At 48.6% G+C, this 22,106-nt stretch carries 25 protein-coding genes and 1 pseudogene; 9 read left to right on the forward strand and 17 right to left on the reverse strand.

Annotated elements, in window-relative coordinates; translation table 11 throughout:
• Window positions 1-616: DEAD/DEAH box helicase (locus MKMG_RS05680; protein ID WP_165076477.1), on the reverse strand; the 616-nt coding region annotated here is incomplete at its 3' end.
• Between the two features lie 301 nt (window positions 617-917).
• Here MKMG_RS05680 and MKMG_RS05685 point away from each other — a divergent pair.
• Window positions 918-1,598, forward strand: a complete 681-nt coding sequence (locus MKMG_RS05685) for a protein-L-isoaspartate(D-aspartate) O-methyltransferase (protein WP_254059101.1) — start codon at window positions 918-920, stop codon at window positions 1,596-1,598.
• 335 nt (window positions 1,599-1,933) lie between these two features.
• Window positions 1,934-2,260: a translation initiation factor eIF-1A gene (eif1A, locus tag MKMG_RS05690; protein WP_254059102.1), complete on the forward strand. Its 327-nt coding sequence runs from the start codon at window positions 1,934-1,936 to the stop codon at window positions 2,258-2,260.
• A gap of 127 nt (window positions 2,261-2,387) precedes the next feature.
• Here eif1A and MKMG_RS05695 read toward each other — a convergent pair whose 3' ends face one another.
• From MKMG_RS05695 to MKMG_RS05725, 7 genes are all read right to left on the reverse strand, one after another.
• The gene (locus MKMG_RS05695; RefSeq protein WP_165076481.1) at window positions 2,388-3,215 is read right to left on the reverse strand and encodes a hypothetical protein; all 828 of its coding nucleotides are present in this window, start codon (window positions 3,213-3,215) and stop codon (window positions 2,388-2,390) included.
• Window positions 3,216-3,221: 6 nt separating this feature from the next.
• On the reverse strand, window positions 3,222-3,665 hold the full coding sequence (locus MKMG_RS05700; protein WP_254059103.1) for a hypothetical protein: 444 nt from the start codon (window positions 3,663-3,665) through the stop codon (window positions 3,222-3,224).
• Between the two features lie 9 nt (window positions 3,666-3,674).
• The gene (locus MKMG_RS05705; protein WP_165076483.1) at window positions 3,675-4,106 is read right to left on the reverse strand and encodes a hypothetical protein; all 432 of its coding nucleotides are present in this window, start codon (window positions 4,104-4,106) and stop codon (window positions 3,675-3,677) included.
• Window positions 4,094-4,651 carry a hypothetical protein gene (locus MKMG_RS05710; RefSeq protein ID WP_165076485.1) on the reverse strand — a complete coding sequence of 186 codons (558 nt, stop codon included), beginning with the start codon at window positions 4,649-4,651 and terminating at the stop codon, window positions 4,094-4,096. The genes MKMG_RS05705 and MKMG_RS05710 overlap by 13 nt, the downstream gene beginning before the upstream one ends.
• Window positions 4,645-5,751: a hypothetical protein gene (locus MKMG_RS05715; RefSeq protein WP_165076487.1), complete on the reverse strand. Its 1,107-nt coding sequence runs from the start codon at window positions 5,749-5,751 to the stop codon at window positions 4,645-4,647. The genes MKMG_RS05710 and MKMG_RS05715 overlap by 7 nt, the downstream gene beginning before the upstream one ends.
• Window positions 5,739-6,308: a hypothetical protein gene (locus MKMG_RS05720; protein ID WP_165076489.1), complete on the reverse strand. Its 570-nt coding sequence runs from the start codon at window positions 6,306-6,308 to the stop codon at window positions 5,739-5,741. The genes MKMG_RS05715 and MKMG_RS05720 overlap by 13 nt, the downstream gene beginning before the upstream one ends.
• Before the next feature lie 139 nt (window positions 6,309-6,447).
• Complete coding sequence (locus tag MKMG_RS05725) at window positions 6,448-7,707, reverse strand: DUF1015 domain-containing protein (RefSeq protein WP_165076491.1); 1,260 nt, start codon at window positions 7,705-7,707, stop codon at window positions 6,448-6,450.
• Window positions 7,708-7,795: 88 nt separating this feature from the next.
• On the opposite strand from MKMG_RS05725, the gene rimI reads away from it, so the two are divergent.
• Window positions 7,796-8,257, forward strand: a complete 462-nt coding sequence (gene rimI, locus MKMG_RS05730; protein ID WP_165076493.1) for a ribosomal protein S18-alanine N-acetyltransferase — start codon at window positions 7,796-7,798, stop codon at window positions 8,255-8,257.
• Between the two features lie 19 nt (window positions 8,258-8,276).
• Here rimI and hmgA read toward each other — a convergent pair whose 3' ends face one another.
• On the reverse strand, window positions 8,277-9,485 hold the full coding sequence (gene hmgA, locus MKMG_RS05735; RefSeq protein ID WP_165076495.1) for a hydroxymethylglutaryl-CoA reductase (NADPH): 1,209 nt from the start codon (window positions 9,483-9,485) through the stop codon (window positions 8,277-8,279).
• A 45-nt stretch (window positions 9,486-9,530) separates the two neighbouring features.
• Here hmgA and MKMG_RS05740 point away from each other — a divergent pair, with 45 nt between their 5' ends.
• Window positions 9,531-10,451 (forward strand): class I SAM-dependent methyltransferase family protein, encoded by a 921-nt coding sequence (locus MKMG_RS05740; protein ID WP_165076497.1) that lies wholly within the window; start codon window positions 9,531-9,533, stop codon window positions 10,449-10,451.
• A 199-nt stretch (window positions 10,452-10,650) separates the two neighbouring features.
• Here MKMG_RS05740 and MKMG_RS05745 read toward each other — a convergent pair whose 3' ends face one another.
• The 4 genes from MKMG_RS05745 to MKMG_RS05760 are packed head-to-tail and all read right to left on the reverse strand — an operon-like array spanning window position 10,651 to window position 13,956.
• Entirely contained in the window at window positions 10,651-11,040 is a 390-nt protein-coding gene (locus tag MKMG_RS05745; RefSeq protein ID WP_165076498.1) for a Zn-ribbon domain-containing OB-fold protein, read from the reverse strand.
• A 2-nt stretch (window positions 11,041-11,042) separates the two neighbouring features.
• Complete coding sequence (locus tag MKMG_RS05750) at window positions 11,043-12,203, reverse strand: thiolase domain-containing protein (RefSeq protein ID WP_165076500.1); 1,161 nt, start codon at window positions 12,201-12,203, stop codon at window positions 11,043-11,045.
• Window positions 12,203-13,252 (reverse strand): hydroxymethylglutaryl-CoA synthase, encoded by a 1,050-nt coding sequence (locus MKMG_RS05755; RefSeq protein WP_165076502.1) that lies wholly within the window; start codon window positions 13,250-13,252, stop codon window positions 12,203-12,205. The genes MKMG_RS05750 and MKMG_RS05755 overlap by 1 nt, the downstream gene beginning before the upstream one ends.
• On the reverse strand, window positions 13,246-13,956 hold the full coding sequence (locus tag MKMG_RS05760) for a transcriptional regulator (RefSeq protein WP_165076504.1): 711 nt from the start codon (window positions 13,954-13,956) through the stop codon (window positions 13,246-13,248). The genes MKMG_RS05755 and MKMG_RS05760 overlap by 7 nt, the downstream gene beginning before the upstream one ends.
• A gap of 277 nt (window positions 13,957-14,233) precedes the next feature.
• Here MKMG_RS05760 and MKMG_RS05765 point away from each other — a divergent pair, with 277 nt between their 5' ends.
• From MKMG_RS05765 to MKMG_RS05780, 4 genes are all read left to right on the forward strand, one after another.
• Window positions 14,234-14,899, forward strand: coding sequence for a DUF120 domain-containing protein (locus tag MKMG_RS05765; protein WP_165076506.1), 666 nt, complete (start codon window positions 14,234-14,236; stop codon window positions 14,897-14,899).
• Window positions 14,899-15,573 (forward strand): 3,4-dihydroxy-2-butanone-4-phosphate synthase, encoded by a 675-nt coding sequence (gene ribB, locus MKMG_RS05770; RefSeq protein ID WP_165076508.1) that lies wholly within the window; start codon window positions 14,899-14,901, stop codon window positions 15,571-15,573. The genes MKMG_RS05765 and ribB overlap by 1 nt, the downstream gene beginning before the upstream one ends.
• Window positions 15,574-16,551: 978 nt before the next feature.
• Entirely contained in the window at window positions 16,552-17,370 is an 819-nt protein-coding gene (locus MKMG_RS05775) for a hypothetical protein (RefSeq protein WP_165076510.1), read from the forward strand.
• Between the two features lie 417 nt (window positions 17,371-17,787).
• The gene (locus tag MKMG_RS05780; protein WP_165076512.1) at window positions 17,788-18,618 is read left to right on the forward strand and encodes a hypothetical protein; all 831 of its coding nucleotides are present in this window, start codon (window positions 17,788-17,790) and stop codon (window positions 18,616-18,618) included.
• Window positions 18,619-19,052: 434 nt separating this feature from the next.
• Here MKMG_RS05780 and MKMG_RS05785 read toward each other — a convergent pair whose 3' ends face one another.
• On the reverse strand, window positions 19,053-19,505 hold the full coding sequence (locus MKMG_RS05785) for a hypothetical protein (RefSeq protein WP_165076514.1): 453 nt from the start codon (window positions 19,503-19,505) through the stop codon (window positions 19,053-19,055).
• A gap of 162 nt (window positions 19,506-19,667) precedes the next feature.
• Here MKMG_RS05785 and MKMG_RS05790 point away from each other — a divergent pair, with 162 nt between their 5' ends.
• On the forward strand, window positions 19,668-20,192 hold the full coding sequence (locus MKMG_RS05790) for a hypothetical protein (protein ID WP_165076516.1): 525 nt from the start codon (window positions 19,668-19,670) through the stop codon (window positions 20,190-20,192).
• Window positions 20,193-20,208: 16 nt separating this feature from the next.
• Here the strand turns inward: MKMG_RS05790 and MKMG_RS11555 are convergent.
• The 3 genes and pseudogenes from MKMG_RS11555 to MKMG_RS05800 all read right to left on the reverse strand — a co-directional run.
• Window positions 20,209-20,304, reverse strand: a pseudogene (locus tag MKMG_RS11555) (DUF6444 domain-containing protein); the annotation flags it as partial.
• Window positions 20,305-20,497: 193 nt separating this feature from the next.
• A complete protein-coding gene (gene hflX / locus MKMG_RS05795) occupies window positions 20,498-21,739 on the reverse strand; it encodes a GTPase HflX (protein WP_165076517.1) in 1,242 nt (413 codons plus the stop codon).
• 125 nt (window positions 21,740-21,864) lie between these two features.
• Window positions 21,865-22,002: a transposase gene (locus MKMG_RS05800; RefSeq protein ID WP_256366068.1), complete on the reverse strand. Its 138-nt coding sequence runs from the start codon at window positions 22,000-22,002 to the stop codon at window positions 21,865-21,867.
• Window positions 22,003-22,106: the final 104 nt, after the last annotated feature.

The raw sequence follows: 22,106 nt of genomic DNA on the forward strand, positions 1-22,106 counted from the left end.
ACTCCGGGTTCTTCTGGAACCGGCGTGAAATTTCCTTGATCGGCGCGGGAATTGTTGCAGAGAAGAGCACGGTCTGTCGCTCTTTTGGGGTTTCTGCAAGAATTTTCTCAATATCATCCCTGAATCCCATATCGAGCATCTGGTCAGCCTCATCCAGGACGACCATCTTTACATCTTTAAGGGATAGTGTCCCACGGTCAAGATGGTCCAGCACACGTCCGGGAGTACCAACCACAATCTGCACACCTACTCTCAGCGCACGGAACTGGCGTTCGATGGGCTGGCCACCGTAGACAGGGAGAATATGCATCTTTTTCATGTATTTTGCAAGCCGGTTGAACTCTTCAGCCGTCTGGATTGCAAGTTCACGGGTCGGTGAGAGCACGATCACCTGTGTCTTTGTTGAGGCCAGGTCGACAATCTGAAGTGCCGGAATGCCGAATGCTGCGGTCTTTCCGGTACCGGTCTGTGCCTGTCCGGTCACGTCCTTTCCTTCAAGAATGGGGGGGATTGCCTGCGCCTGTATAGGCGTGGGCTCTTCGAATCCCATATCTTCTATTGCCTTGATTATTTCCGGTGATATGGGAAATGTCGAGAATCGAAAAAAGTTTTCCATTCTATAATAATGCGCGCTGATACCTGATTATATGTCGCATTGCGGAGAGACCTGTACTCTCCCATACCACCAGTGAACTATTCCTGAGCAAAAGACTCAGGGGCTTCCTGCCTGCTTTTTTCGTGAATTCTATGCAGAGTAATGTAAAATTTTAGCAGGCGCAGATACCGATACCAGGGTCAGTCATGTGGCACCATCAGATTCAGCATATGAGCCCATATGATAATGACGGGCCTGAAGAATCCGGAGCATTTAACATATAAATACTATGACGGGGGAGTAGGTGGTGTCCATTCACTGAATGGAAGGTGAGGATAACATACAGATGAGAGAGGAGGTGTGGTATACTGCCCTGCGCAAACATATGGTTGACGGACAGATTGCGGCCCGGGGAATTTCAGATCCTGCGGTTCTTGATGCCATGCGCCGTCTGCCCCGCCACCTTTTTGTCCCGGAAAACCTGCGGGATGATGCCTACGCTGACTGCCCGCTGCCGATCGGCTACGGGGCAACCATTTCACAGCCTTATATCGTGGGAATGATGACGACCCTGATTGAACCAAAACCCGGAGACCGGGTTCTCGAAGTCGGAGCAGGGTCAGGATATCAGGCAGCAATCCTCGCTCTGATCGGCTGCAGGGTCACAACAGTTGAACGAATTCCCGAACTTGCTGACCTCGCACAAAGGAACCTGAAACGGGCAGGTGTGGAAGGCATCACCATCATCACCGGGGACGGCACCGCATTGCCAAAGAGTGAAGGACCGTTTGATGCGATTATCACCACCGCTGCAGCACCGGATGTCCCCTCATCACTGACAGCACTTCTGGCTGACGGCGGCAGAATGGCACTCCCGGTCGGTGATATAGATCTGCAGGTACTGACCTGTATCCACAAAACCGGAGACAAACTGACGATCTCGCACCATGGTGCAGTCCGTTTTGTCCCCCTTATCGGTGCAGAGGGATGGTCACAGTTATAATCCCCGCAAAGAGGCCTTTTTTACAGCCGGAAAACCTCAGAAAAGAGAGGTCGCCCGTCCGATCGTTTACCCTTCCTCCCGCGCAAGGGAGCTGAAAGAGCCGAATTATCGTGTGCAGCCCCACAACATGCAATTGACGACACCGGAAAAGACGAAGGGGCACAAGCCAGGCAAACCGACAGGAGAGTATCCGGCCCTCTGCTACAAAATGACCCGCCAGATAATAAGACATATGGCCACCAATCACGGAAAGAACGGTAAAAATCACGAATATTATTATAATCATCATCATGGATGACCTTTTTATCCGAAGAGGGCACATATATATAAAAGGAGTGAGTATTCTGGCAAACCAAAACAGGAAAAAAAATACACAGGCCGCACCACCGGCAATCGTACGGGTGAAACTGCCCAATAAAAGGAACGGGGAGATTTTTGCGGAAGCAGATCTCATGCTCGGTGCAAATCATATCAGGGTACGCTGTTTCGACGGAGTGACACGTACGGGGCGCATTAAGGGAAAGATCAAAAAGCGGGTATGGATTCGCGAGGGGGACGTGTTAATCGTAGTGCCATGGTCATTCCAGGACGAAAAGGCTGATATCATATACCGCTACACACGGCCACAGCGCGAGTGGCTGCAGCGCAATAAATATCTTTGATAATAATAACTCAGGCGTAAATTCCCTGAATTTCAACCAAATATTTTTTTCAGCAAAACGTATATCCCATACACTCGCAGCAGGAGTGGCTGCAGTAAAATATGAATCTTTAAAAAAAATTCCGGGATTATATTCCCAGGATTTCAACAGTATACTCTTTTATTACCAAGCGATTCACATTCAGCCGGTATATGTCCGGGTCACCCGGATTTCCGGTGGGAACATCCATAGAAAATCCTCCCTGCACAATAAAGGGACCGGTCAGGTAGTTCTCCCAGGCACGCGAATAGTCATCATCCAGGTCAGGGAAATACTCAATTTTTACTTCAGGCGTGCCGGGGGCATATTTGAAGTCATGGATTTCCGGTGCGTCAAGCATCGCCATCTGGATCGTCCCGATACCCCCCAGGGTCATCTCCTGCGGTGAGGTGATACTTGTCATAAAGATGACCAGTGTCCCCTCGGTTTCATCATAAAACCATCTGGGATTGGAGATCATGGACGACCCGTCCTGATCCTGCTGGCGTTTAACCACAGCACCATTGGAAACCGAGACAACCGCCGTCCCTTCCCCGGAGACAAATTCCAGCGACCCCGGATAGTACTCCGTGGTTTCCATAGCTCCGCTGCTTGTATTGAAGTAGGTGAGTGTGAAATGCTCACCACCCTCATTCCCTGACGTAGTCGAATTGGTCACAAATATACTACCGCCCGAGACACCGATGGTTGTGTCCCGGTAGGGCACATTGTTCCTGGTCAGAATCTTGATATCATTCTGGAGGACAATCATATTCTGTTCCATTATCTTTTCATCCGAACTTATCTTTGCATCTGCAAGCACCGGATACCCATAGAGTGTCACAATTGAGATTCCCAGAATCACAATAGTGAATATCAGGATAAACCCGATGGCTTCAGATACCCCCGATTCATCTTTCCGCATACATGTCTTCATTGAAACTCACACCCCCGAGGAATTATAGGAGATCATATTATATCCACTGCCGGTGGTCCTTCCGGTGACCCCTCTGCTGGCACCGATGCCTGATATAGCCACTTCTGCCATGATTGACCCGTCTGTAACCGTAATATACTGGCTCTCTTCAAAGCCGCCCAAAATAACTTCATACTCTTCACCTGCCACCGTGTCAGGGAGATCAAACTGGGTTCTGATGGTCCCGTCCCCCGGTGCGATGGTATACAGGTCAACCATACGAACACTCACCCCGTTTCCGATATCCACGTACGAGTGATATTTCAGCGTATCCGCCGGCCCTTCAATCAGGCCTGCGTTCACAACGAACATCATGATGACAAACATGAATACCAGAAGGGAGGTAATTGAGAGATATTCTGTCATCATTGAGACGCCGTCATCATCCAGATTTCTATACATTCTTGTCATATCTGTCTCTTACCTCCTCTCCGGCAACAGAAGGGTCTCAGTGTATTCGGTGATGCCGTTGTTGTAATGGATGTCAATCTGGTGATAGGTATAAAAGATATCCTCATACGTGCCCGTTGCCGCCCAGTATGACCCGTCAACAGAATAGTTTGCAATCGCATTATTGCGTGACATTGAGAGCAGGGCAATGTCACCACGGAAACGATCCTGAAGGACTTCACGATCACTTTGTCCCGGGATTTCCGGCAGTGCACCCCCCATCGAGATCAGTTTCCCCCGGACATCCTGCACCTCATTTTTCGGAAACTCCATCACAGACTCAGCGGTCGTCTGGCCGACAAGCGGTGCCTGACTGATAACTATGGCGAGCATGAACATGCCGATTGCAACGAGAAAACCCATCATCACGATCCATTGTCCGTCGTCATTCAGCGCCTCCATATGAGCACCTCCAGGAGGACAAGCTGTTCCGTATTATCATACTCATTGTTCCCATATCCGCCCGGCCTGCCCGGAATCCAGACATACCGGGTCACACTAATGGCCGGTTCACGGGTCAGCTGGCTTTCTTCATACATCGTAGAACTGCTGAACTGATATGAATGGACGTAATCGTCATCCGGATTCGGATTATTACCCAGCACCCTGTTATAGACCGTTGCATTGAATTCCAGACTGTCAACAATATCGGTAGTACCGGTCCCGGATTTAAGGTATGAGGAAAATTCATTTCCAAAACCACTACCATCATTGCCCTGAATCATCAGTGCAAGCGGGCTTGCAGACAAGGGAGACATATCCTCCGGTGTATCCATCATCAACAGGGCGTCATACCCCAGCTGCTGGATCTGCATATCCGATATATGCGCATCCCCCGGCGTGTATACAAGACCCGAATTAAATATCGTAAACGCCGTCACGAGCATGATCACCCCTGCCGTGATCCCTTCAATCGTGTAGAGCTGCCCCTCGTCATTCATCACCATATCGCCACCTCCATCACGCCGTCAGCAAGCTCCGGCTGCGTCACATTTGCAGTATAGTCATACTGGTGCATACCGCTCAGATACTGATGGGTCACATGGCTGTCTTCAAACTGATAGGAGAACGAGAAGTTCACATTCAGGGAACTGGTGATCTCATTTGAGAACGGCAGCGGCGGGTAGAGTTCCATTGTAATCACCGAACTGCTGTCGACCGACTCTTGGGCACCAGTTGCGGGAACCGGCGTCCCGTCAACTTTCAGCGAGTAGGTGTCATTCTCATACGGGTAAAGACCGGGAATGAGAATAGTGCTGCCGTCATCCAGCTGTTTATAGAGCCCCATACCGGTAAAATTCATAGAAACAATGTCAGTCTCATTCAGGTGAGAATACATATTAGAGAGATCTATCGTGAGATGCTCTGACTGCGGGTCAATCCGGTATGCAGGGTTCACAGACCGGTCAATGAGGACGCCATACGGGATATGAACTGAAAAATCCTCAGAGATGCTGGTCTCATTTGCATCAAGGTTCCCGTTATAATAACCGGGAGCATAGCTGGTGAAATTGATCGCTGCAACTGAAGGCTCTTTTACCCTGACAAGGCGCCGCATATAGCCATACTGGAAGGTTGGCACCGCATCCCCACCGTCTGCGTAATATACATCACTGCCGGTTGAAAGAGAGATGTTGTAGAGATAGGTGAGGTCGCCAAAGATGACCTTATCCCGGTAATCTTCGGCAGAGAACGTGAAACCCGGATTAAGATTAAAGAATTTGTTGACTTTTTCCCGCGAAAGGATATTGGGCGTATCCTTGGAGACCGCAAGGCCCAGGCGCTGGATCTCTGCCTTATGCTCCATGTCATAAGGGCCCATCAGATTCCATGACGGATTGTCCGGCGCTCCGGGGTCCTCCACCAGAATCACTGACGTCCGGTAGGCAACGGCATCATAGTCAATATTCTCACTCTGAATGCCTGCAAGAAACCCCGGCACAAGCGATATGACCATGATCAGTGCCAGAATAAACACCGTAAACCCGGCGAGAAAATCGATTGAGAGGATGGCATCCTCATCTGTTATTCGTCTTATTGCATCCACTCCCCTGTATATGCATCAAACCGGAATGTATCATAGGTATCCGGCCCGTAGATTGTCGCCACATAGGTCCCGTTACTGAGGAAGATATCCGCCTCAGTGTCATCTTCACCGAAATATCCTGAGAGCGTATCTTCGTGAAGACGGAATAGTTCGTCAGGAGAGAAAACAGTCGCCGGATCAAAGGCCGGATACTCAATACTCTGTGTCCAGTCGTACTCACTCCAGCCATGGTCAGTATAAATCAGAACAACTGTCCTCCCCTCATTCTCCGGTCGTGCAAAGACCGTCCAGGACGATGCATGCCCGTCCCCGGCCATCTGCATGCCCCGCACTGCAAGAAATGACTGGTTATTAAACGAGATCATCTCTTCATTCTGGCTGACGTCAAGGTCAGCCAGAGCTTCATCAAGGGTCAACCCTGCGCTTCGCTCATCGGGTGTTTCCGAACCAAATGATTGGGAATGCCCCCCTGAAAATATCGAATCTTCCCCCACACAGCCGCAGCAGAATGCCACCGCCACGAGCAGCAGGAGAACCCCCCCCCCATATTTACTCATAAAGAAAGCCTTCCGTAGTGAATGTTTTGCAATACCAGCTAATAAACATTGATATAATTCCCGACAATTCAATATCTTTTCGAATTGGCCCGGAATTTAAATTAACAGAACAATCGGAGCAAATTGTTCCGGAAAAAGATTATTTGAGTGAATGAAGCACAAGACCGCTGAGCAGTTTTGGTTCAAACCATGTGGACTTTGGAGGCATCACACCGCCATCATCTGCAATTCCCAGCACATCATCCACGCGGACAGGCTGCATGGAGAATGCAACGGTAAACTTACCCGAATCCACGCGATCCTGGAGGTCACGCAGCGGCCGGGCGCCACCCAGATACTGCAGGCGCGGGTCGCCACGAGGGTCAGTGATGCCCAGCATCCCCTCAAGGACAGTCTTCTGGAGGAGAGATACATCAAGCGAGGCAATGCGGTCTGCCGCAGCGTCCACAGGGCATGAGAGTTCATACCAGGCACCACTCATGTACATATGCATCACATGCCTGGGCACCGCAGACTCAGCAAGCGGTGGTATGCTGAAGACAGTATCCTCAATCTCACCGTATGGCTTCACGGTAAAGATCCCGGAGAGCCCTGCCATGAACGTCTCAGGCGTGTAATCCCCAAGATCCTGCACCAGTCTGCTGTAACCGTGGATCTTTACCCGGTTCTCGGCAAAGATAACGGCCATAAAACGTCCGGATTCGGGTGTGAGATGCCCTTCCTCACTGCGCTTATCTGCCACATTGACCGATGATTTGGCACGGTGATGGCCGTCTGCGATATAGAAGGCATCAACGCCTGCAAACATCTCCTGCATCGTGCCGATTGCCTCTGCATCAGCAATGCGGAAGACTTCATGAACCGCACCGTTGCTCTTTGCGACACCGTCGGGTGCACCTTCCGGGACGAGGGAGGCAACATATTGGAATATTTCCCCGGAGTCACGGTAGAGGAGGACAACAAGACCGGTGTTCATATCTGTCGTGTCAATGTGACGGGTCCGGTCCGCTTCCTTGTCGTAGCGGGTATGCTCGTGACGTTTTATTTTATTGTCCCGGTAATCGTCCACACTGACGTTTGCCACAAAACCGGTGTAGATGCTGCCGCCCTGCTTGACACGGTAGAGATAGATACCCGGCTCTGCATCCTGTAGGAGAAGACCTTCGTCAATCAATTTTTGGAGATTTGCAGCAGCGGTCTCATAGACCACCGGTGCTGCCGGGTCTGTGTCTGCGGGAAGCGTGGCTTCAGACCGGATGACCTGCAAAAAACTCTGCGGATTTTCTGCAAGGACTGCACGGGATTCATCGGTGGATACCACATCATACGGGACTGAGGCTATCTGCTGTGCCTCTTCTGCCGGAGGGCGAAACGCCTTGAAACTAAATATCTGGACCATAACAAAAATTCCTGCCTGTAGGGTTTGGGTGCGTCATTTATTGGTTTTCAGATGTAATATGAGTATCCGCAACGGAGTACATGAGTGAATGCAGAATACTGACATCCATATTCGCCGGGCCCGGCAGGCTGACCTGCCAGGTATCTGTGCAATCGAACACGAACTGTTCCCGGACCCATGGGATGAATCTGCATTCCGGGACGTGCTATATCTGTATCCCGGCCTCTTCTTTGTCGCAGAAACTGACAATGGCATTATCGGTTTCGTCTCCGCCGGGATGGAGGACACAGGAGATGCCGTCTATGGTCACATCATGAATATCGCGGTCAGGCCGTCTTCCCAGAGGGATGGGGCCGGTGGCAAACTGCTGCAGCGCATTGAATTTGAATGCATGATCCTCGGGGCAGGAGCAGTCCAGCTTGAGGTGCGTGTTTCAAACCATGATGCGCAGCGTTTTTATCAGAAATATGGGTATGCACAGGTATTCATGGTAGACAGCTACTACAGCGATGGCGAAGATGCCACCCTGATGATGCGCTGGTTTACCTGAAAAAAAAGATCTATTGGGTTTATCCACGCCCAAGCTGCTTGTGCGCCCGTGCCAGGTGACCTGCCGCAAGCGCCCCTAAAAGTGAGAGTTCTCCTGCAAGCACACCTGCTGCAATAATCTCTGCAAAGGCTTTTGCATTGGCCCCGGTCGGGTCTCCGCCACCCGCCACTCCAAGCATCTGCAGGCATGCCTGCTGGGTCTCAATTGCCGTGCCGCCGCCCACCGTCCCCACCTGGAGGGAGGGGAGCGTCACCGAGACATAGACCCCGCCTTCCACCGGGTCAACGGTGGTAATCGCATTGCTGCCCTCGACAACATGTGCCGGGTCCTGCCCGCAGGCAAGGAAGACTGCTGCGATGACGTTTGCCGCATGGGCATTGAACCCGAGAGAACCTGCACGGGCGGACCCTACCAGATTTTTGCGGGTATTGACCTCAGTGAGGGATGCTGCATCGGTCCTGAAGATCTCTTTTACCATCGCATCAGAGAGGAATACACCTGCTGCCACGGTTTTCCCCCTGCCCATCACCACATTCGCAGCGGAAGGTTTCTTGTCAGTGCAGAGGTTTCCGGAGAGTGCAACCAGGCGAACACCAGTCTCTGCCACAATGACTTCCGCTGCCTTCTCACTGCCGATGGTGACCATATTCATCCCCATCGCATCGCCGGTGAAGAATTCAAATCTCACATACAGGCTGGTGCCCGCGATATGGGTCGTGATATGTTCCAGACGGCCGTGTAATGTGGTGGTGGCCGCCGCCTCTGCAAGGGCGGTGAAATGCCCCTCCACCCAGCGGGCCGCCTCAACAGCATGCGGCACACTGTCACAGGCAAATACCGGTGCCCGTGTCATGCCGTCACGCTGTATGCGCACCTCGGCACCGCCGGCCTTGGTGATAGCCCGGCACCCGCGGTTCACCGAGGCGATGAGGGCGCCCTCGGTGGTGGCAAGGGGCAGGTAATATGCTGCATCCGCATACTCGCCTTTCACATGCAGAAGACCTGCCACACCGACCGGCACCTGAACAGCGCCGATCATATTCTCACAGTTGCGCTTTGTGACGCGCTCTGTCGTGATTGCATACTCGCCAAGTACAGACAGGGAGACTCCGGTCTCTTCTTCAATAAAGGAACGGCGAACGGATATTGCCTCATCAGAAGGAAGTTCTGCCTCAAGCGAATGGAGTTTCAGCGAACCATCCCGTATCCGCTGCATATATTCATCCATGTACATATCACATAGAAGAGAAAGACAATAAATGGAGGTGGTCAGGTGAAACAGGAACAATGGTGCGTCCGCGTGCCGGTGAGAGAGGGCGAACCGATGCGACGGCAGCTGATCAGTGACGGCGTCCTTGACACGTCATTCAAACCCACCCGTGACGGGGCATTTCTGCTCTTCCCGGTGACAGACCCTGCCCGTGCAACCGAACGCTGGGAATGCGAACCAAATGTAAAAGCCGTTCCCCTCCCCCGGCATGATCTGGTGGGGGGTATTGCCATCATGCAGGACGATGACACGGAGGCAGCAGAGCTGCTGCTCGGATCACGCCCTTCCCTTCATACGGTGCTGCATGCCGAAACACCCGTTTCAGGCGAGTACCGGACACGGGGATTCCGGGTGCTTGCAGGAGTGCCGGTGACCGCCACAGAGTGCACCGAATACGGTATGCGGTTTAAAATAGATCTCGAAGCCGCATACTTCTCCGCACGCCTCGCAAATGAACGGCAGCGGATTGTATCCCTGATGGAAGAGAAAGAACGGGTCTGTGATATGTTCGCAGGCGTCGGGCCGTTTGCAGTCGCACTCGCAGAGAAGGCAGGCATCGTCTTTGCAGGTGACATCAATCCCGGTGCAGTCCTCTTAATGGAAGAGAATATCAGACTGAACCGACGCCATAATGTCATCCCCATGCTTGCGGATGCGTCCCATCTGGGAGCGTATCTGACCACCGGTTCGTTTGACCGTGTCATCATGAACCTCCCGATGAGTCCGGTACCCTTCTTTGAAACAGCAGTCCACCTCGTGCGGCCGGGCGGCACCATCCACCTCTACGCGATGCAGGAACGTGAGGGAGAATATCGTGAGATGATTGATGAGTATCCCTGCACCATTGCAGGAGAACACCAGGTCCGCTCATACTCCGCCGCACAGCATCACGCGGTCTATGACATTACCCGCACCGGGGAGTGAAGATCATAGGTAGAATACTCCTCTTTTTTCTCATATAACTAAATTTTTTCGTAAACCCGGTCACCACAAGGATATCAGAGGCAAGAAAGAGCCCATATCCAGGAGGAGGGAGATACATTGTGCATAACGACTGACAGGTCTGAAAAATATTCTTCGGCACATACTCATGCCAAAAAAGGAGGATTATTTTTAGTGCGGTTTACGCAGGCACAAATTTTGTGCCGTAGACAATGACCCCACCGTCACCTTCTGAGATAATCTTCCTGAACACACGCTTCACCGGCATGCCAATAGCAATCTCATCAGGTTCACAGATCACCTGCGCTGTCATGCAGGTGCCCTCTTCGAGTTCTATGATAGCGAGCGGATATGGCGTCTGCAGATCATAGTCGTCGCTTGCCGTTCGGATGATTGAGAAGGTACGCACGGTACCATTCCCGGAAAATTCATAGTCAACAATCTTTCCGTCTCTCCGGCACTCCGGGCATAAGACTCGCGGCGGGAAGAAATACCGCCCGCACGTCTCACATCTGTTACCCTTCAGGTTATACCGGTTCTGCTGCTTTCTCCAGTAACGCGGGACTGACATTTTTAGACCCCCAGAATGTTACAGACAACCGTTGCACCCGTTCCGCCGACGTTGTGGGTCATACCAATCTCTGCATCGACCTGCCGTCCGACCGCCTCTCCGCGAAGCTGTTCAACAATCTCACATACCTGCTTGATACCCGTTGCACCGACCGGATGGCCGCATGCCTTCAGGCCGCCGGATGTGTTGACAGGAATAGATCCGCCCAGTGCGGTCTGGCCGTCTTCGGTCAGTTTTCCAGCCTCTCCCTTTACACAGAAACCGAGGTCTTCGATGGCGCAGAGTTCTGCTATAGTGAAACAGTCATGCACTTCGACCATGCCAATATCTTTTGGTGTGAGAGATGCCTGTTTGAACGCACGCCTGCCTGCAGCGACTGTTGCGTCCAGAGTTGAGAAATCCCGGCGGTCGTGCAGGGAGATGGTGTCGGATGCCTGTGATGATGCCAGCACCTTCACCGGTGTATCGGTGAATTCGCGTGCCATCTCCATCGGGCAGAGAATGACTGCTGCAGCACCGTCTGTCACCGGAGAACAGTCAAGAAGCCGCAGAGGATCTGCAACAAGCGTGGACTTCATCACATCCGCAACAGTGATCTCCTTTCTGTACTGTGCCATCGGGTTGTGGGCGCCATTGCGGTGGTTTTTGACCGAGACCATCGCAAGCTGTTCTCTTGTGAGACCATACCGGTTCATATAGTCGGTTGCAATCATCGCATAGAGACCGGGGAAGGTGGCACCGGCAAGTCCCTCCCATTCACGGTCTGCTGCGCCTGCAAGTGCATCGGTGGTCTCGCTGCCGCCGACATCGGTCATCTTCTCAACGCCGCCTGCAATGACGATGTCCTGCATACCTGATGCAACCGTTGTATATGCCTGCCGGAAGGCGAGGCCGCCGGACGCACATGCTGCCTCCACACGGGTGGCGGGGATGTGGTTTTTGGTGAGGCCGGCATGGTCTGCAATGAGGGCACCGATGTGTTCCTGCAGGACAAACCGTCCACCGCTCATATTTCCGACAAACATTTCGTCAATCTGGTCGCCGCTCATTCCTGCGTCTTCCAGGGCATTTGCACCTGCCTCCACGAAGAGATTCCGGAACGATGTGTCCCACTTTTCTCCGAATTCGGTAAGGCCGATTCCAACAACTGCTACTTCTCTCATTACTGCATCACTATTTTTCCTTTGTGTTTGGCATACAGTGCATAGTCCAGATACTTCCCGTCTGCAAGAAGTTCTTCAACGGTTGGTGCGGCAGACCGGTTGAACAGATCAGACTCAATGGCATCTGTTACGGTGATGTCAAAGGCGTCACTGCCGGCGCCGGACCCGTACGAGGTGACAAAGATGCGATCACCGGGTTTTGCCACATCAAGGGTTGCCGATATACCGACCGGGACGGCACCAGAATAGGTGTTCCCAAGGCGCGGGACCACGAGACCAGGACCAATCTGCTCTGCGGTGAACCCAAGCATGCCGGAGACCCTCCGCGGGAACTTTGCATTCGGCTGGTGGAAGATGGCATAGTCATAATCAGACGGTTCTGTGCCCATCTGCTCAAGCATCAGGTGTGCGGCACCCTGGACATGCTTGAAATATGCCGGATCACCAGAGAAACGGCCACTGTGGCTGGGATATGTCTGTCCTTCACGCCGCCAGAAGTCAGGCGTGTCTGTAGTGAACGAACAGGTATGGTTTATTTCTGCAATCGGGTTGTCTTCACCGATGAAGATGGCCGCACCGCCTGCAGAGGCAGTGTACTCAAGTGCGTCACCGGGTGCACCCTGTGCGGTGTCTGCACCGACGGCACATCCGTATTTGATCATGCCTGACTTCACCATGCCCATACAGGTCTGGATACCTGCGGTGCCTGCCTTACATGCAAACTCAAAGTCTGCTGCGGTCATCACGGGTGTGGCACCAATTGCCTCACCTACAGTTGCCGCACTGGGCTTCACCGCATACGGGTGAGATTCTGAACCAACGTAGATGGCCCCAATCGCATCACGCGGGATATCCCTGCGGGCGAGGGCATAGCGTGCCGCCTCAACGGACATGGTAATCGTGTCTTCGTCAAGGTCGGGGACCGACTTTTCTTTCACACCGAGGCCTGCGGCAATCTCAGCGCCGTTTGCACCCCATACCCGTGCAATCTCCTCGGTTTTAACGCGGTTCCGCGGGATGTATGCGCCGTATGTAATTATTCCTACCATAATTCTTCCCTCAGAATATCGACAATCTCGTTGACGTCCATTTCAGTGCACAGCAAAGTAATCCGGTCACTCTCTGCAAGGCGGGGAACAAGCGGATGCACTTCCTCCGGGGATATACCCTGAAGAATCACACAGCGTGGTTTGAATGGTGTCACTCTGATTGCGATCATCGGCGATTTGCCGGTTGATACATTGGTAAAGATTAACGCCCGTTCTGTGCTCCAGCCATAAATCCGATTAAATTCATTGGCTGAAAGCTGAAGAATGGCGTTTTCCGAGTTGACAACAGTATATCCGTAGATCTGCTGATCCATGGAGCCCACCTGGTGTGTGCAGGCAATCGCGTTGCAGAACTGTGTGAGCGGGACTGGCATGTTGTAATCATGCATGTCATATATGACATCAGGATCAAAGTCATTGCAGAGGATTTTGGCGAATTTGCGGATGTTTCTGCCACCATTCGCTTCATCAATACTCAGGATGCTGTCAACAATCTTTCCAACAACCGCAGTACCCGGGTTCTTACGTCTGCCACCCTCATAATCAGAGATGACCGACGGAGAGAAGTTCAGCTCATCTGCAAGTACTCCGGGGGGAATGTTGAATGCCAGACGCCATTTCTTCATGGCCTCTCCCGGGGATGCAGATAGCGTGATCTCTCCTGCCATTTTTTCAGCAAGACGGGTCCGCAGTGCGGATTTCATAGGTATATTCTTTGCTCGCCGCCATTATATAATTAACGAAGAACATTTCGGCATTCAACGACATCATTGCAGGATCTACCTCCCACATACACGAGATACCTCTCGTTTTGAGATATTCAGCCAAAAAGTTCCTGGTTAAAACCGCAATACACGTCTTTGCAAAGGACAATCTGTCCGGACATCCGTTTCAATTACAGGAAAGACAGCACAGCATATGTCATACGGGCAAACAGGGATGGCAACCCATATATGGCATGTATTCCAAAAATGATATAAGATGATCGCACCCGATGACCTGATCTGCCTGAAAGCGATCGCCCTTTTGGGGGGGCTTTCCGGTGCTGTGTCCGTCTCTTCACAGAGTCTTGCACAGGAACTTTCCATCAGCCCCCAGACTGCCTCCCGGAGACTGATCTCCCTTGAAAATGCCCACATGATCTCACGGACCATGGGGGGGGACGGACAGTATGTGACTATCACAGCAGCAGGGGAGGAAAATATGAGGGCTGAATATGCCGCATACCGCCGCATATTTGAGACGCACGACAGGCATTATCTACTGGAAGGGGAACTCATCAGCGGTCTCGGGGAAGGCCGGTATTATATAAGCGTGGAAGGGTATGCCAGCCAGTTTTCAGAGAAACTGGGCATCACCCCGTATCCCGGAACATTTAATGTAAAACTCAGTCCGACAAGCATCGAGACACGCCGCAAACTCGATGCAATGGAGTGGACAGAAATTGATGGGTTTACCGACCATGACCGCACATTTGGCGGAGCCCGTGCCCTGAAATGTTCCATTGGCGGATATGCATGCGCAATTATCATCCCCGGAAGAACCCATTACCCGGAGGATATTATTGAACTTATATCAGCAGAACGGCTACGGGATGTGCTGGGAACGGATGACGGTGCAGCGGTAATAATTGAGGTGACACGATAATGATAGAGAAGGCACTGGAAGCATTCAAAAGAGGGGAATTTGTTCTCCTCTTCGACTTTGATGATCGGGAAGGAGAAACGGATTTTGCCATCAGATCAGATGCGGTCAGACCGGAACATATTGTCCGGATGAGAAAAGACGGAGGCGGTCTCATCTGCACCGCTCTCCATCCACAGGCGGCAAAGAACTTCGGTCTGCCGTTTGCAAGTGAGATCCTCCAGCCGACAAACCTGGCAGAGCAGGAAGGGGACATTCCGTATGACCGGAGAAACCACTCGTCTTTCTCTCTCTGGGTCAATCACCGGGACACCTTCACCGGCATCACGGATAATGACCGGGCACTCACGGTGACCCGCCTGGCAGAACAGGTGGAAAAGACGCTGAATGGCGGCGGAGATAACTTTGCAGCAGAGTTCCGGACTCCCGGACACATGGCCCTCCTCAGGGCAGCAGACACTCTGCTTGACCAGCGGGAAGGGCAGACCGAGCTTTCGATTGCCCTTGCTGAGATGGCAGGCGCCACTCCTGCAGTCACGATATGTGAGATGCTGGATGAGAAGACCGGCCGGGCTCTGACGAAAGAGGATGCACGCAAATATGCAGACGAGCACGGTCTGGTATTCCTTGAAGGCAGTGAAGTCAAGGAAGCCTGGAACGCCCGGAAGTCTGTTTGAAGATTTTTAAATATTTCTTTTTTTTGTTCGTTTGTTTGTTTATTCATTCATCTGTCCGTCCATCCATTCATCTGTCCGTCCATCCGTCCGTCCATTCGCGGTAGAACGGGCATCATAAATACGCACAATTCCTGGCAAGTTTAAAATTGTGGAAAAATATTCCGGCATACCTGGGGAAAATTAACCCGGCGTTGACAATGAGTGAGAACTAAGAGAGTTTATTCAGATTATTTCGTATTCTGATTGGGTGAAACAAGGATATTCAAAAGGGACTCTGCATTATTTGAAGCAGAATGCTAAAAGCGGGACACCGTTTACCCTGCATTCCCGGTGACACATAACTATGAGGAGAAAAAAGAGCCACCATATTCGTTTGATTGCAGTTTAGTTGACATTTTTTTAGTATTCTGAAATACAAGAACTCGTCATGTGTTGTACTTGACACCTAACGAGCGCAATTTTATCAATCAATGAAATTCGCCCAATTTATAATTTCAGTCGAAATTCAGCCATTTTGGATCTGGCTCGTTATGAGTTTGCGGGAATGTAGGGTTTACGATGAATACACATGTGAGGGATAGGATTCTAAAATTTTAACATAAAATACATCATCCGGCTAAAAATTACATTTAGGACTCACTTTAGTGACTATAAATAAGAATAGCTAATAATGAATGATATATTAGATTCGTTGGTGATATTGTCTGTCGAATAAATTTTCAAGAAACCACCTAATAATACTGCTTGCTGTAATAAATGCCGTAATTGGATTTATCGGCTCAATAATTAGCATTCAGTCAGAGATTGGAGTTTTTGGAGTTATTGCCTCGGTTGGAGTAGCGATTGGAATTTTTATTGTTGGTTACATTTATTACATAATTCCCTATTCTGAAGAAAAATCACCATCAGATGTAAAAATCACTACAACGGGAAATCAAAGTCCGGGTATAGTAATTGGTGATTATGAGGTGAATATTAATGAACGACCGAGAAACCGAAATTGAAACTCATGGAGATTATAGCCCAGGCTTTGTAGATGGAGATTACAAAATTGAAAAAACTATAATCAATCAGCATAGTAGCCCGAAGAAAACACGATGGAGAGAACTTGAGTGGTATTTCAGTCCAATTCTCACCGTTGATGATGATGTTCAACGGCGACTATTTATAGCTCATCTTGTCGTGCAATTACATCGTGTTTATAAAAATTCAGGTTATGTAAATTTTGTTAGTCTATTCTGTTTGGCGGATATTGAACATGAAGATAAACAATTGCCTGGATATTGTCTTTTATCTCACCAAACAAAATACATAGGAGCAGTAAAAAAGAGTTTGAGATCTCTTTCTGATTCGTCAATCCCTAAGGAAACTCGTCAAGAATACTATAATTCGCTAATAAAAGAACTAGATGATATAGAAAAAGATTGGACTTTAAGCATCAAAATGAAATTTTCTGATGATCTTTCAGCTATCGAATTTACTTATGATCCGGATACCTGTCAAATTAAAATTAGCGTTCCTAAAGTAATTTCAACAGATCCAACAGACTATCCAAATAAAGTAAAAAATACAAGTGAATTCTTGACGTTCATTGCAGCAGTCTCCACTTCCCAAATTGGTATGTGTAATGATTTAGAGTGCATTATGTCATACTATCCACTCCATAAATGTTATTTTGATATCCTCGATAATGGTAAAGTATCTCCAAGTAATATTCGAGTAAATGTTGAAGACTGCGAAGAATATGATTATGTCAACCCTTCTGTTGATGTAGAATTACAGAGATATTCCAATTGATATCCCCCAAGAATTGAAATCATTTTTTAATAATTATTATCAATATTCAATTTATTCCAACTCATAGTATTATATTAATTTCAAGAAGATGACCGTCTCTATTTCTTCTAGTAACCAGTATAATAAAGATCATACAATCTTTGGAAAAAAGAGAACCGCTACTCTAACAACTTTTCAGAACAGTGCTATATCATCCTTGAAAGGTTCAAAAATTACAAGATAACTATTACCCTGAACTTGTGTTCGAGGGGTATGATTCAAACCTACGAAAATAATAAACCTAATTCTAAAAGTTCAAAAATCACAAGATAACTACAACCCCGACCTTGTGTTCGGGGTAATAGTTATCTATCGATTTTGCAACTCGACAGATCAAGCTACAAGAAAGCATATCTTCCGTTTGGTGAATTCCTTAATGTGAAATATTATAAATTAAAATTATTGACAATTACTGGGATTATTACATTATTGGCCCTAATTGCAACACTGGCGTCATTTGATCTGGTTGATTATAAAACAACAATTGCTGGAACTTCGGCATTTGCTACATTAATTACAGCATTATTTATCTGTCTAACACTTTTTGAGATGCAAGAACAAAGGAAATCTACCATTCTACCAACTTTGTCCATTCCCAAAATATCCGATTTTAACATTGTCTACGAGAAGGAGATAGATTACGGTGAATTTAATTATCCGGAAACTTTGGATGGGGGCATTCAGAAAATTTCAGATTCTGGAAAAATGGCCATTTACAATTTAGGTTGTGGTTGTGCAAAAAAAATTACATGTTCATGGTTTTTTGATTCAAAATTATTTAGTGAAATTATTAATAAATATAATCTCTATGGTATTGAATATCATGGACATGCCATTTCTTATTGGAGAGGGGAGAAAGGGTCGGTAAAACACCCTGGCGTATTTATATTGTATGGAGATTATCCTAATGATTTGAATTTCATCCTTCCAATTAACCAGGATCAAACCCCGACATTTATTTATATTCCAAAGAGTTATTTGAAAATGCTTGGTTTATATCTTAATTCAATTAGTCAATCTCAAGGAATAAGTAATATTCATAAAGATGTTCCACCACTGGTATTGAGAATATCTTATGAAGATATTGCTGGAAATAAATATTCAAAAACGTTCAAATTTTCTATATTTACTACATCTTTTTATAAATCCAAAGATCAACTTCAAATAGTCTCAGGGGGATTTCAATTAATTGAGGAGATAAACAATTAAAAAATAATGTGGGCAATCAACCTTAAAAATTTTAAAATGTCGTTTAAAATCTGATGAATTGTATTGGCAAACCTGAGGAAGTCCATATTAATTCAATTGAACACCCTGTATATGTTCTTCATTCTCCACAATGTCCCTCGATTAATCCCTCTTCTCACTCCCTCCTTATAGGACATATTCAGAATCTCCTCTCGAACTTCCCGCTCATTCATAAACACCTGTGACCTCTTGACATCAAGGGCCCAGTAGTTCTCTAATTTACCTCCAATAGTAAATCCAAAATTCGTTTCACCCCCCTTCCAATCTCTAAACAGCCAACCTTAAAACAGGGATTTCCGTAACTGGTCTCAAAACTTTTCTGATACCTTCCCAGACCATCATCCGGAACTGATCAAACCTGAACAGATCCTCTTCAACTGTTCTTGGCCCTCGCTTCACCAGAGAGAAGTAAGTCCTCTGCAACACGACCCAAATGTTTTGAGTAACAGAGCGATCACAGCATACAAGTAACGAATCACCACATTTTTGGACGATGTTTTACATTTCACGCAGTTTCTGATGCGATACGACGCTTCGATGGCGAACCTTGTTTTGTAGGTATTATAGATCCTTATCGGTTTCCAGTCGAGGCCATGTGCCACATATCCAAGATTTATGTTACCGTATTTCCCGTTCTTTCCCTTAAGGTACTGAACATCGATTGCGATATTCATATAGAGAGGTTTTCCTTTGCCTTTCATCGTGTATGTCGCGTTTCTGGCGCGATTTCTAACCAAAAGTGCGTTCATCTCTGCGCCATATTTCTTCACCGGCATAATGTGAGGAATGTCCTCATTCTGAAGGAATGAGAGCACTTCCTTTGAATCCTGAGCCGGGCAGTCTGCCATTCACTCATCCAAACAACCTGTCAATTCATGTTTCATTTTTCCCGATTTGGTACAAAAATACCGGGAATTTTGCATTCAGCAGGACCGTTGTTGATTTATTCAAATCATTACATACACATCACAGACTTTTCCTCTATCATCCCAGCCGTCCCATCACCTCCTGTGCACAGGAAACTCTGTCGCACAGGAGCAAATCTCCATGAGAAAAACCGAAAAGAAAGTAGCGAACCCAATCCCGGACCCGCACGCTACGCCCATTGCATTGCCCGTCGTCCGGGAGAAATCGCAGAAGAAACACCAATCACAGAAGAACAGAACCCGGCTGATGATGCCGGACGGAAAGGTGCGGACATGCAACCCGCAGTGCCGATAGAAGAAGGCAGAGAAGAATGCAGAGAAGAAGGCAGCCCCGCAAAAAAACCATGCTCCCACATAGGTTTGAGAGGAACTGCCGATGAACAGTCGGCGGCAACAAACATAAACTCCCCGGCCGGTGCCCGGACGCCCATCAGCGCGGGCCCGGTTCCACTCTCCCTCGTCCCGCAGACCATCTCCACAGAAATTCACGCCCACGGCGGGGACATCTCCGAGATTGCAGTCAAACGGACCGGGCACCACTTCTATGCAATTTCCCTGACCAAAACCACCCCCAGGGGGCAGAAGACCGGTGGTGCAGATGCAGACTGAACCCGGCACGATGACGGGGACGACTGCTGTTACGGCTATTTTGTTTTAACTGTGCCTCTAAATCCTCGATACGGGATTCGAGCTCGGCGATCTTCTCAGCCTGTTTCTGAACGGTCAGACACCAACCCAAAATAAAATCGGGTTGCGGGCGGCTTCGGGATCGGTCAGGAACAAACTGCAATATCTGTTCCCGATTGAGAGGCACATTCATGAAAAGTTAATCTGTAGCCATAATATTTTGATCGAACCATTCATTCCCGTTAAAATCGGTGGAGGGGGGGCAAATACTCCGAATATCAATATCCCTACGGAGACAGAGCGAAATGCTTTACTTTCTGAATGATCTCATCCCTTGCTTCTATTTCCATGAGAATGGAATCCCCATACTCGATTCTGTGCACAATGCCTTCATCATAAAGCCACGATACCATGGACATACCCTCTTCGGACATCGGGATGGATAGCCTGCACCGTTCCCACGTCGGCAGCTTCTCATACAAAAGCTGTTTCAGTTCGTCAATACCTTCTCCTGATCTTGCAGATATCATGACAGAAGCAGGAGCAAGATCACCGATCACTTCCAGCTTTTCCTGCAGTTCTTCATCAGGAAGAAGATCGGCCTTGTTAAGAGCAGTAACTATCACCGCACCCTCCGTTCTCTCCCAGAAGATATCATGGCTGACAGCCAGTTTTTGTCTTATAACATCCACCGGATCACTCATATCCACCACAAGAAGAATGATATCAGCCAGGAATATCTCATCAAGCGTTGACCTGAAAGCATCCACCATCAGGTGCGGGAGGTCTTCGATAAATCCCACCGTATCTGTCAGCAGCATCTTTCTGTTATTTGTCGTGAGAGCACGTGTTGTAGGAGATAGTGTCGTAAAGAGCATGTCCCTGACTACTGTCTCTTCCTCTACAAGTGACTGGAAAAGAGTACTTTTTCCCGCATTCGTATACCCTGCCAGAGCGACAAGGGAAAATCCTTTTTCATGCCGGAAAGTGCGCAGGGACTCACTCCCGTCTCCCTGCTGAAGTTCGGCCCGGATTCTTGCGATCCTTTTCTTAATATCCTGCTCATAAGAATCCTCATAACCTCCAAGACCCATAAATCCCTGCCGTTCCTTCTTCATCAGGAAATTGAGAGCCTTTGTTTTCGGAAGCTTATATTGTAATTCCGCAAGCTCTACCTGCAGTTTTGCACGCCATGTAGTGGCTCTTGCAGCAAATATCTCAAGGATCAGCTGGAACCTGTCTATTACTTCACAGTTGCATGCCTCAGATATATTATAGATCTGCGTCATTGACAACTGGTTGTTAAAAATTACTTTTTCAGCATCAAGAGATTCCACAAGCTCCGCAAGCTCATCCACCTTACCGCAACCGATCTGGTACTTCCGGTCAGGAAGTCTTGATTGCACAAATGTGCCAACAACCACATAATCCGCAGCATGTGCTAACTCCCTGAGCTCTGCCAGCTTCCGCGAATTCGTAGCAGCATCAGAATTCGGATCATTTCGCTGGACAATAATAATTTTTTTCATTGTAGAGCCCCGGACCGGATCATTTGATACGAATTCTGTTTCGAATGTCATCTAAATCCTCCATAAAATAATGTTATAAATTGAGCGTAAAACCCCTTGGTCTTTAGCCAAGGGGATGTAAGCGATCATCCCTGTTCTTGTATATATTTTGTAATAGTGGCTTTACTCACATTTCCAATGGTACAACAAAAATAACCATCGCTCCATAATGTATATTCTCTCCAATAATATGATTTTAAAATCATTCCATGTTGTTTCCACATATTAACCTAAGTTTGCCAGTTTGAGTTCATTTACCTGAGCAAACTATCCGCTACAGCGATCAAAAATTTTCATTTTTTGTCCGGATAATCTATTTGACAGTTAG

Origin of the sequence: Methanogenium sp. MK-MG (assembly GCF_009914725.1) — an archaeon.
Lineage (GTDB): Archaea > Halobacteriota > Methanomicrobia > Methanomicrobiales > Methanomicrobiaceae > Methanogenium.

Coding starts and splice junctions, on each gene's coding strand:
- MKMG_RS05685 (WP_254059101.1), top strand. CDS start 918: ATGGAAGGTGAGGATAACATACAGATGAGAGAGGAGGTGTGGTATACT.
- MKMG_RS05695 (WP_165076481.1), bottom strand. CDS start 3,215: ATGAAGACATGTATGCGGAAAGATGAATCGGGGGTATCTGAAGCCATC.
- MKMG_RS05700 (WP_254059103.1), bottom strand. CDS start 3,665: ATGACAAGAATGTATAGAAATCTGGATGATGACGGCGTCTCAATGATG.
- MKMG_RS05705 (WP_165076483.1), bottom strand. CDS start 4,106: ATGGAGGCGCTGAATGACGACGGACAATGGATCGTGATGATGGGTTTT.
- MKMG_RS05710 (WP_165076485.1), bottom strand. CDS start 4,651: ATGGTGATGAATGACGAGGGGCAGCTCTACACGATTGAAGGGATCACG.
- MKMG_RS05720 (WP_165076489.1), bottom strand. CDS start 6,308: ATGAGTAAATATGGGGGGGGGGTTCTCCTGCTGCTCGTGGCGGTGGCA.
- MKMG_RS05725 (WP_165076491.1), bottom strand. CDS start 7,707: ATGGTCCAGATATTTAGTTTCAAGGCGTTTCGCCCTCCGGCAGAAGAG.
- rimI (WP_165076493.1), top strand. CDS start 7,796: ATGCAGAATACTGACATCCATATTCGCCGGGCCCGGCAGGCTGACCTG.
- hmgA (WP_165076495.1), bottom strand. CDS start 9,485: ATGGATGAATATATGCAGCGGATACGGGATGGTTCGCTGAAACTCCAT.
- MKMG_RS05745 (WP_165076498.1), bottom strand. CDS start 11,040: ATGTCAGTCCCGCGTTACTGGAGAAAGCAGCAGAACCGGTATAACCTG.
- MKMG_RS05750 (WP_165076500.1), bottom strand. CDS start 12,203: ATGAGAGAAGTAGCAGTTGTTGGAATCGGCCTTACCGAATTCGGAGAA.
- MKMG_RS05755 (WP_165076502.1), bottom strand. CDS start 13,252: ATGGTAGGAATAATTACATACGGCGCATACATCCCGCGGAACCGCGTT.
- MKMG_RS05760 (WP_165076504.1), bottom strand. CDS start 13,956: ATGAAATCCGCACTGCGGACCCGTCTTGCTGAAAAAATGGCAGGAGAG.
- MKMG_RS05765 (WP_165076506.1), top strand. CDS start 14,234: ATGATCGCACCCGATGACCTGATCTGCCTGAAAGCGATCGCCCTTTTG.
- ribB (WP_165076508.1), top strand. CDS start 14,899: ATGATAGAGAAGGCACTGGAAGCATTCAAAAGAGGGGAATTTGTTCTC.
- MKMG_RS05775 (WP_165076510.1), top strand. CDS start 16,552: ATGAACGACCGAGAAACCGAAATTGAAACTCATGGAGATTATAGCCCA.
- MKMG_RS05785 (WP_165076514.1), bottom strand. CDS start 19,505: ATGGCAGACTGCCCGGCTCAGGATTCAAAGGAAGTGCTCTCATTCCTT.
- hflX (WP_165076517.1), bottom strand. CDS start 21,739: ATGAAAAAAATTATTATTGTCCAGCGAAATGATCCGAATTCTGATGCT.
- MKMG_RS05800 (WP_256366068.1), bottom strand. CDS start 22,002: ATGTGGAAACAACATGGAATGATTTTAAAATCATATTATTGGAGAGAA.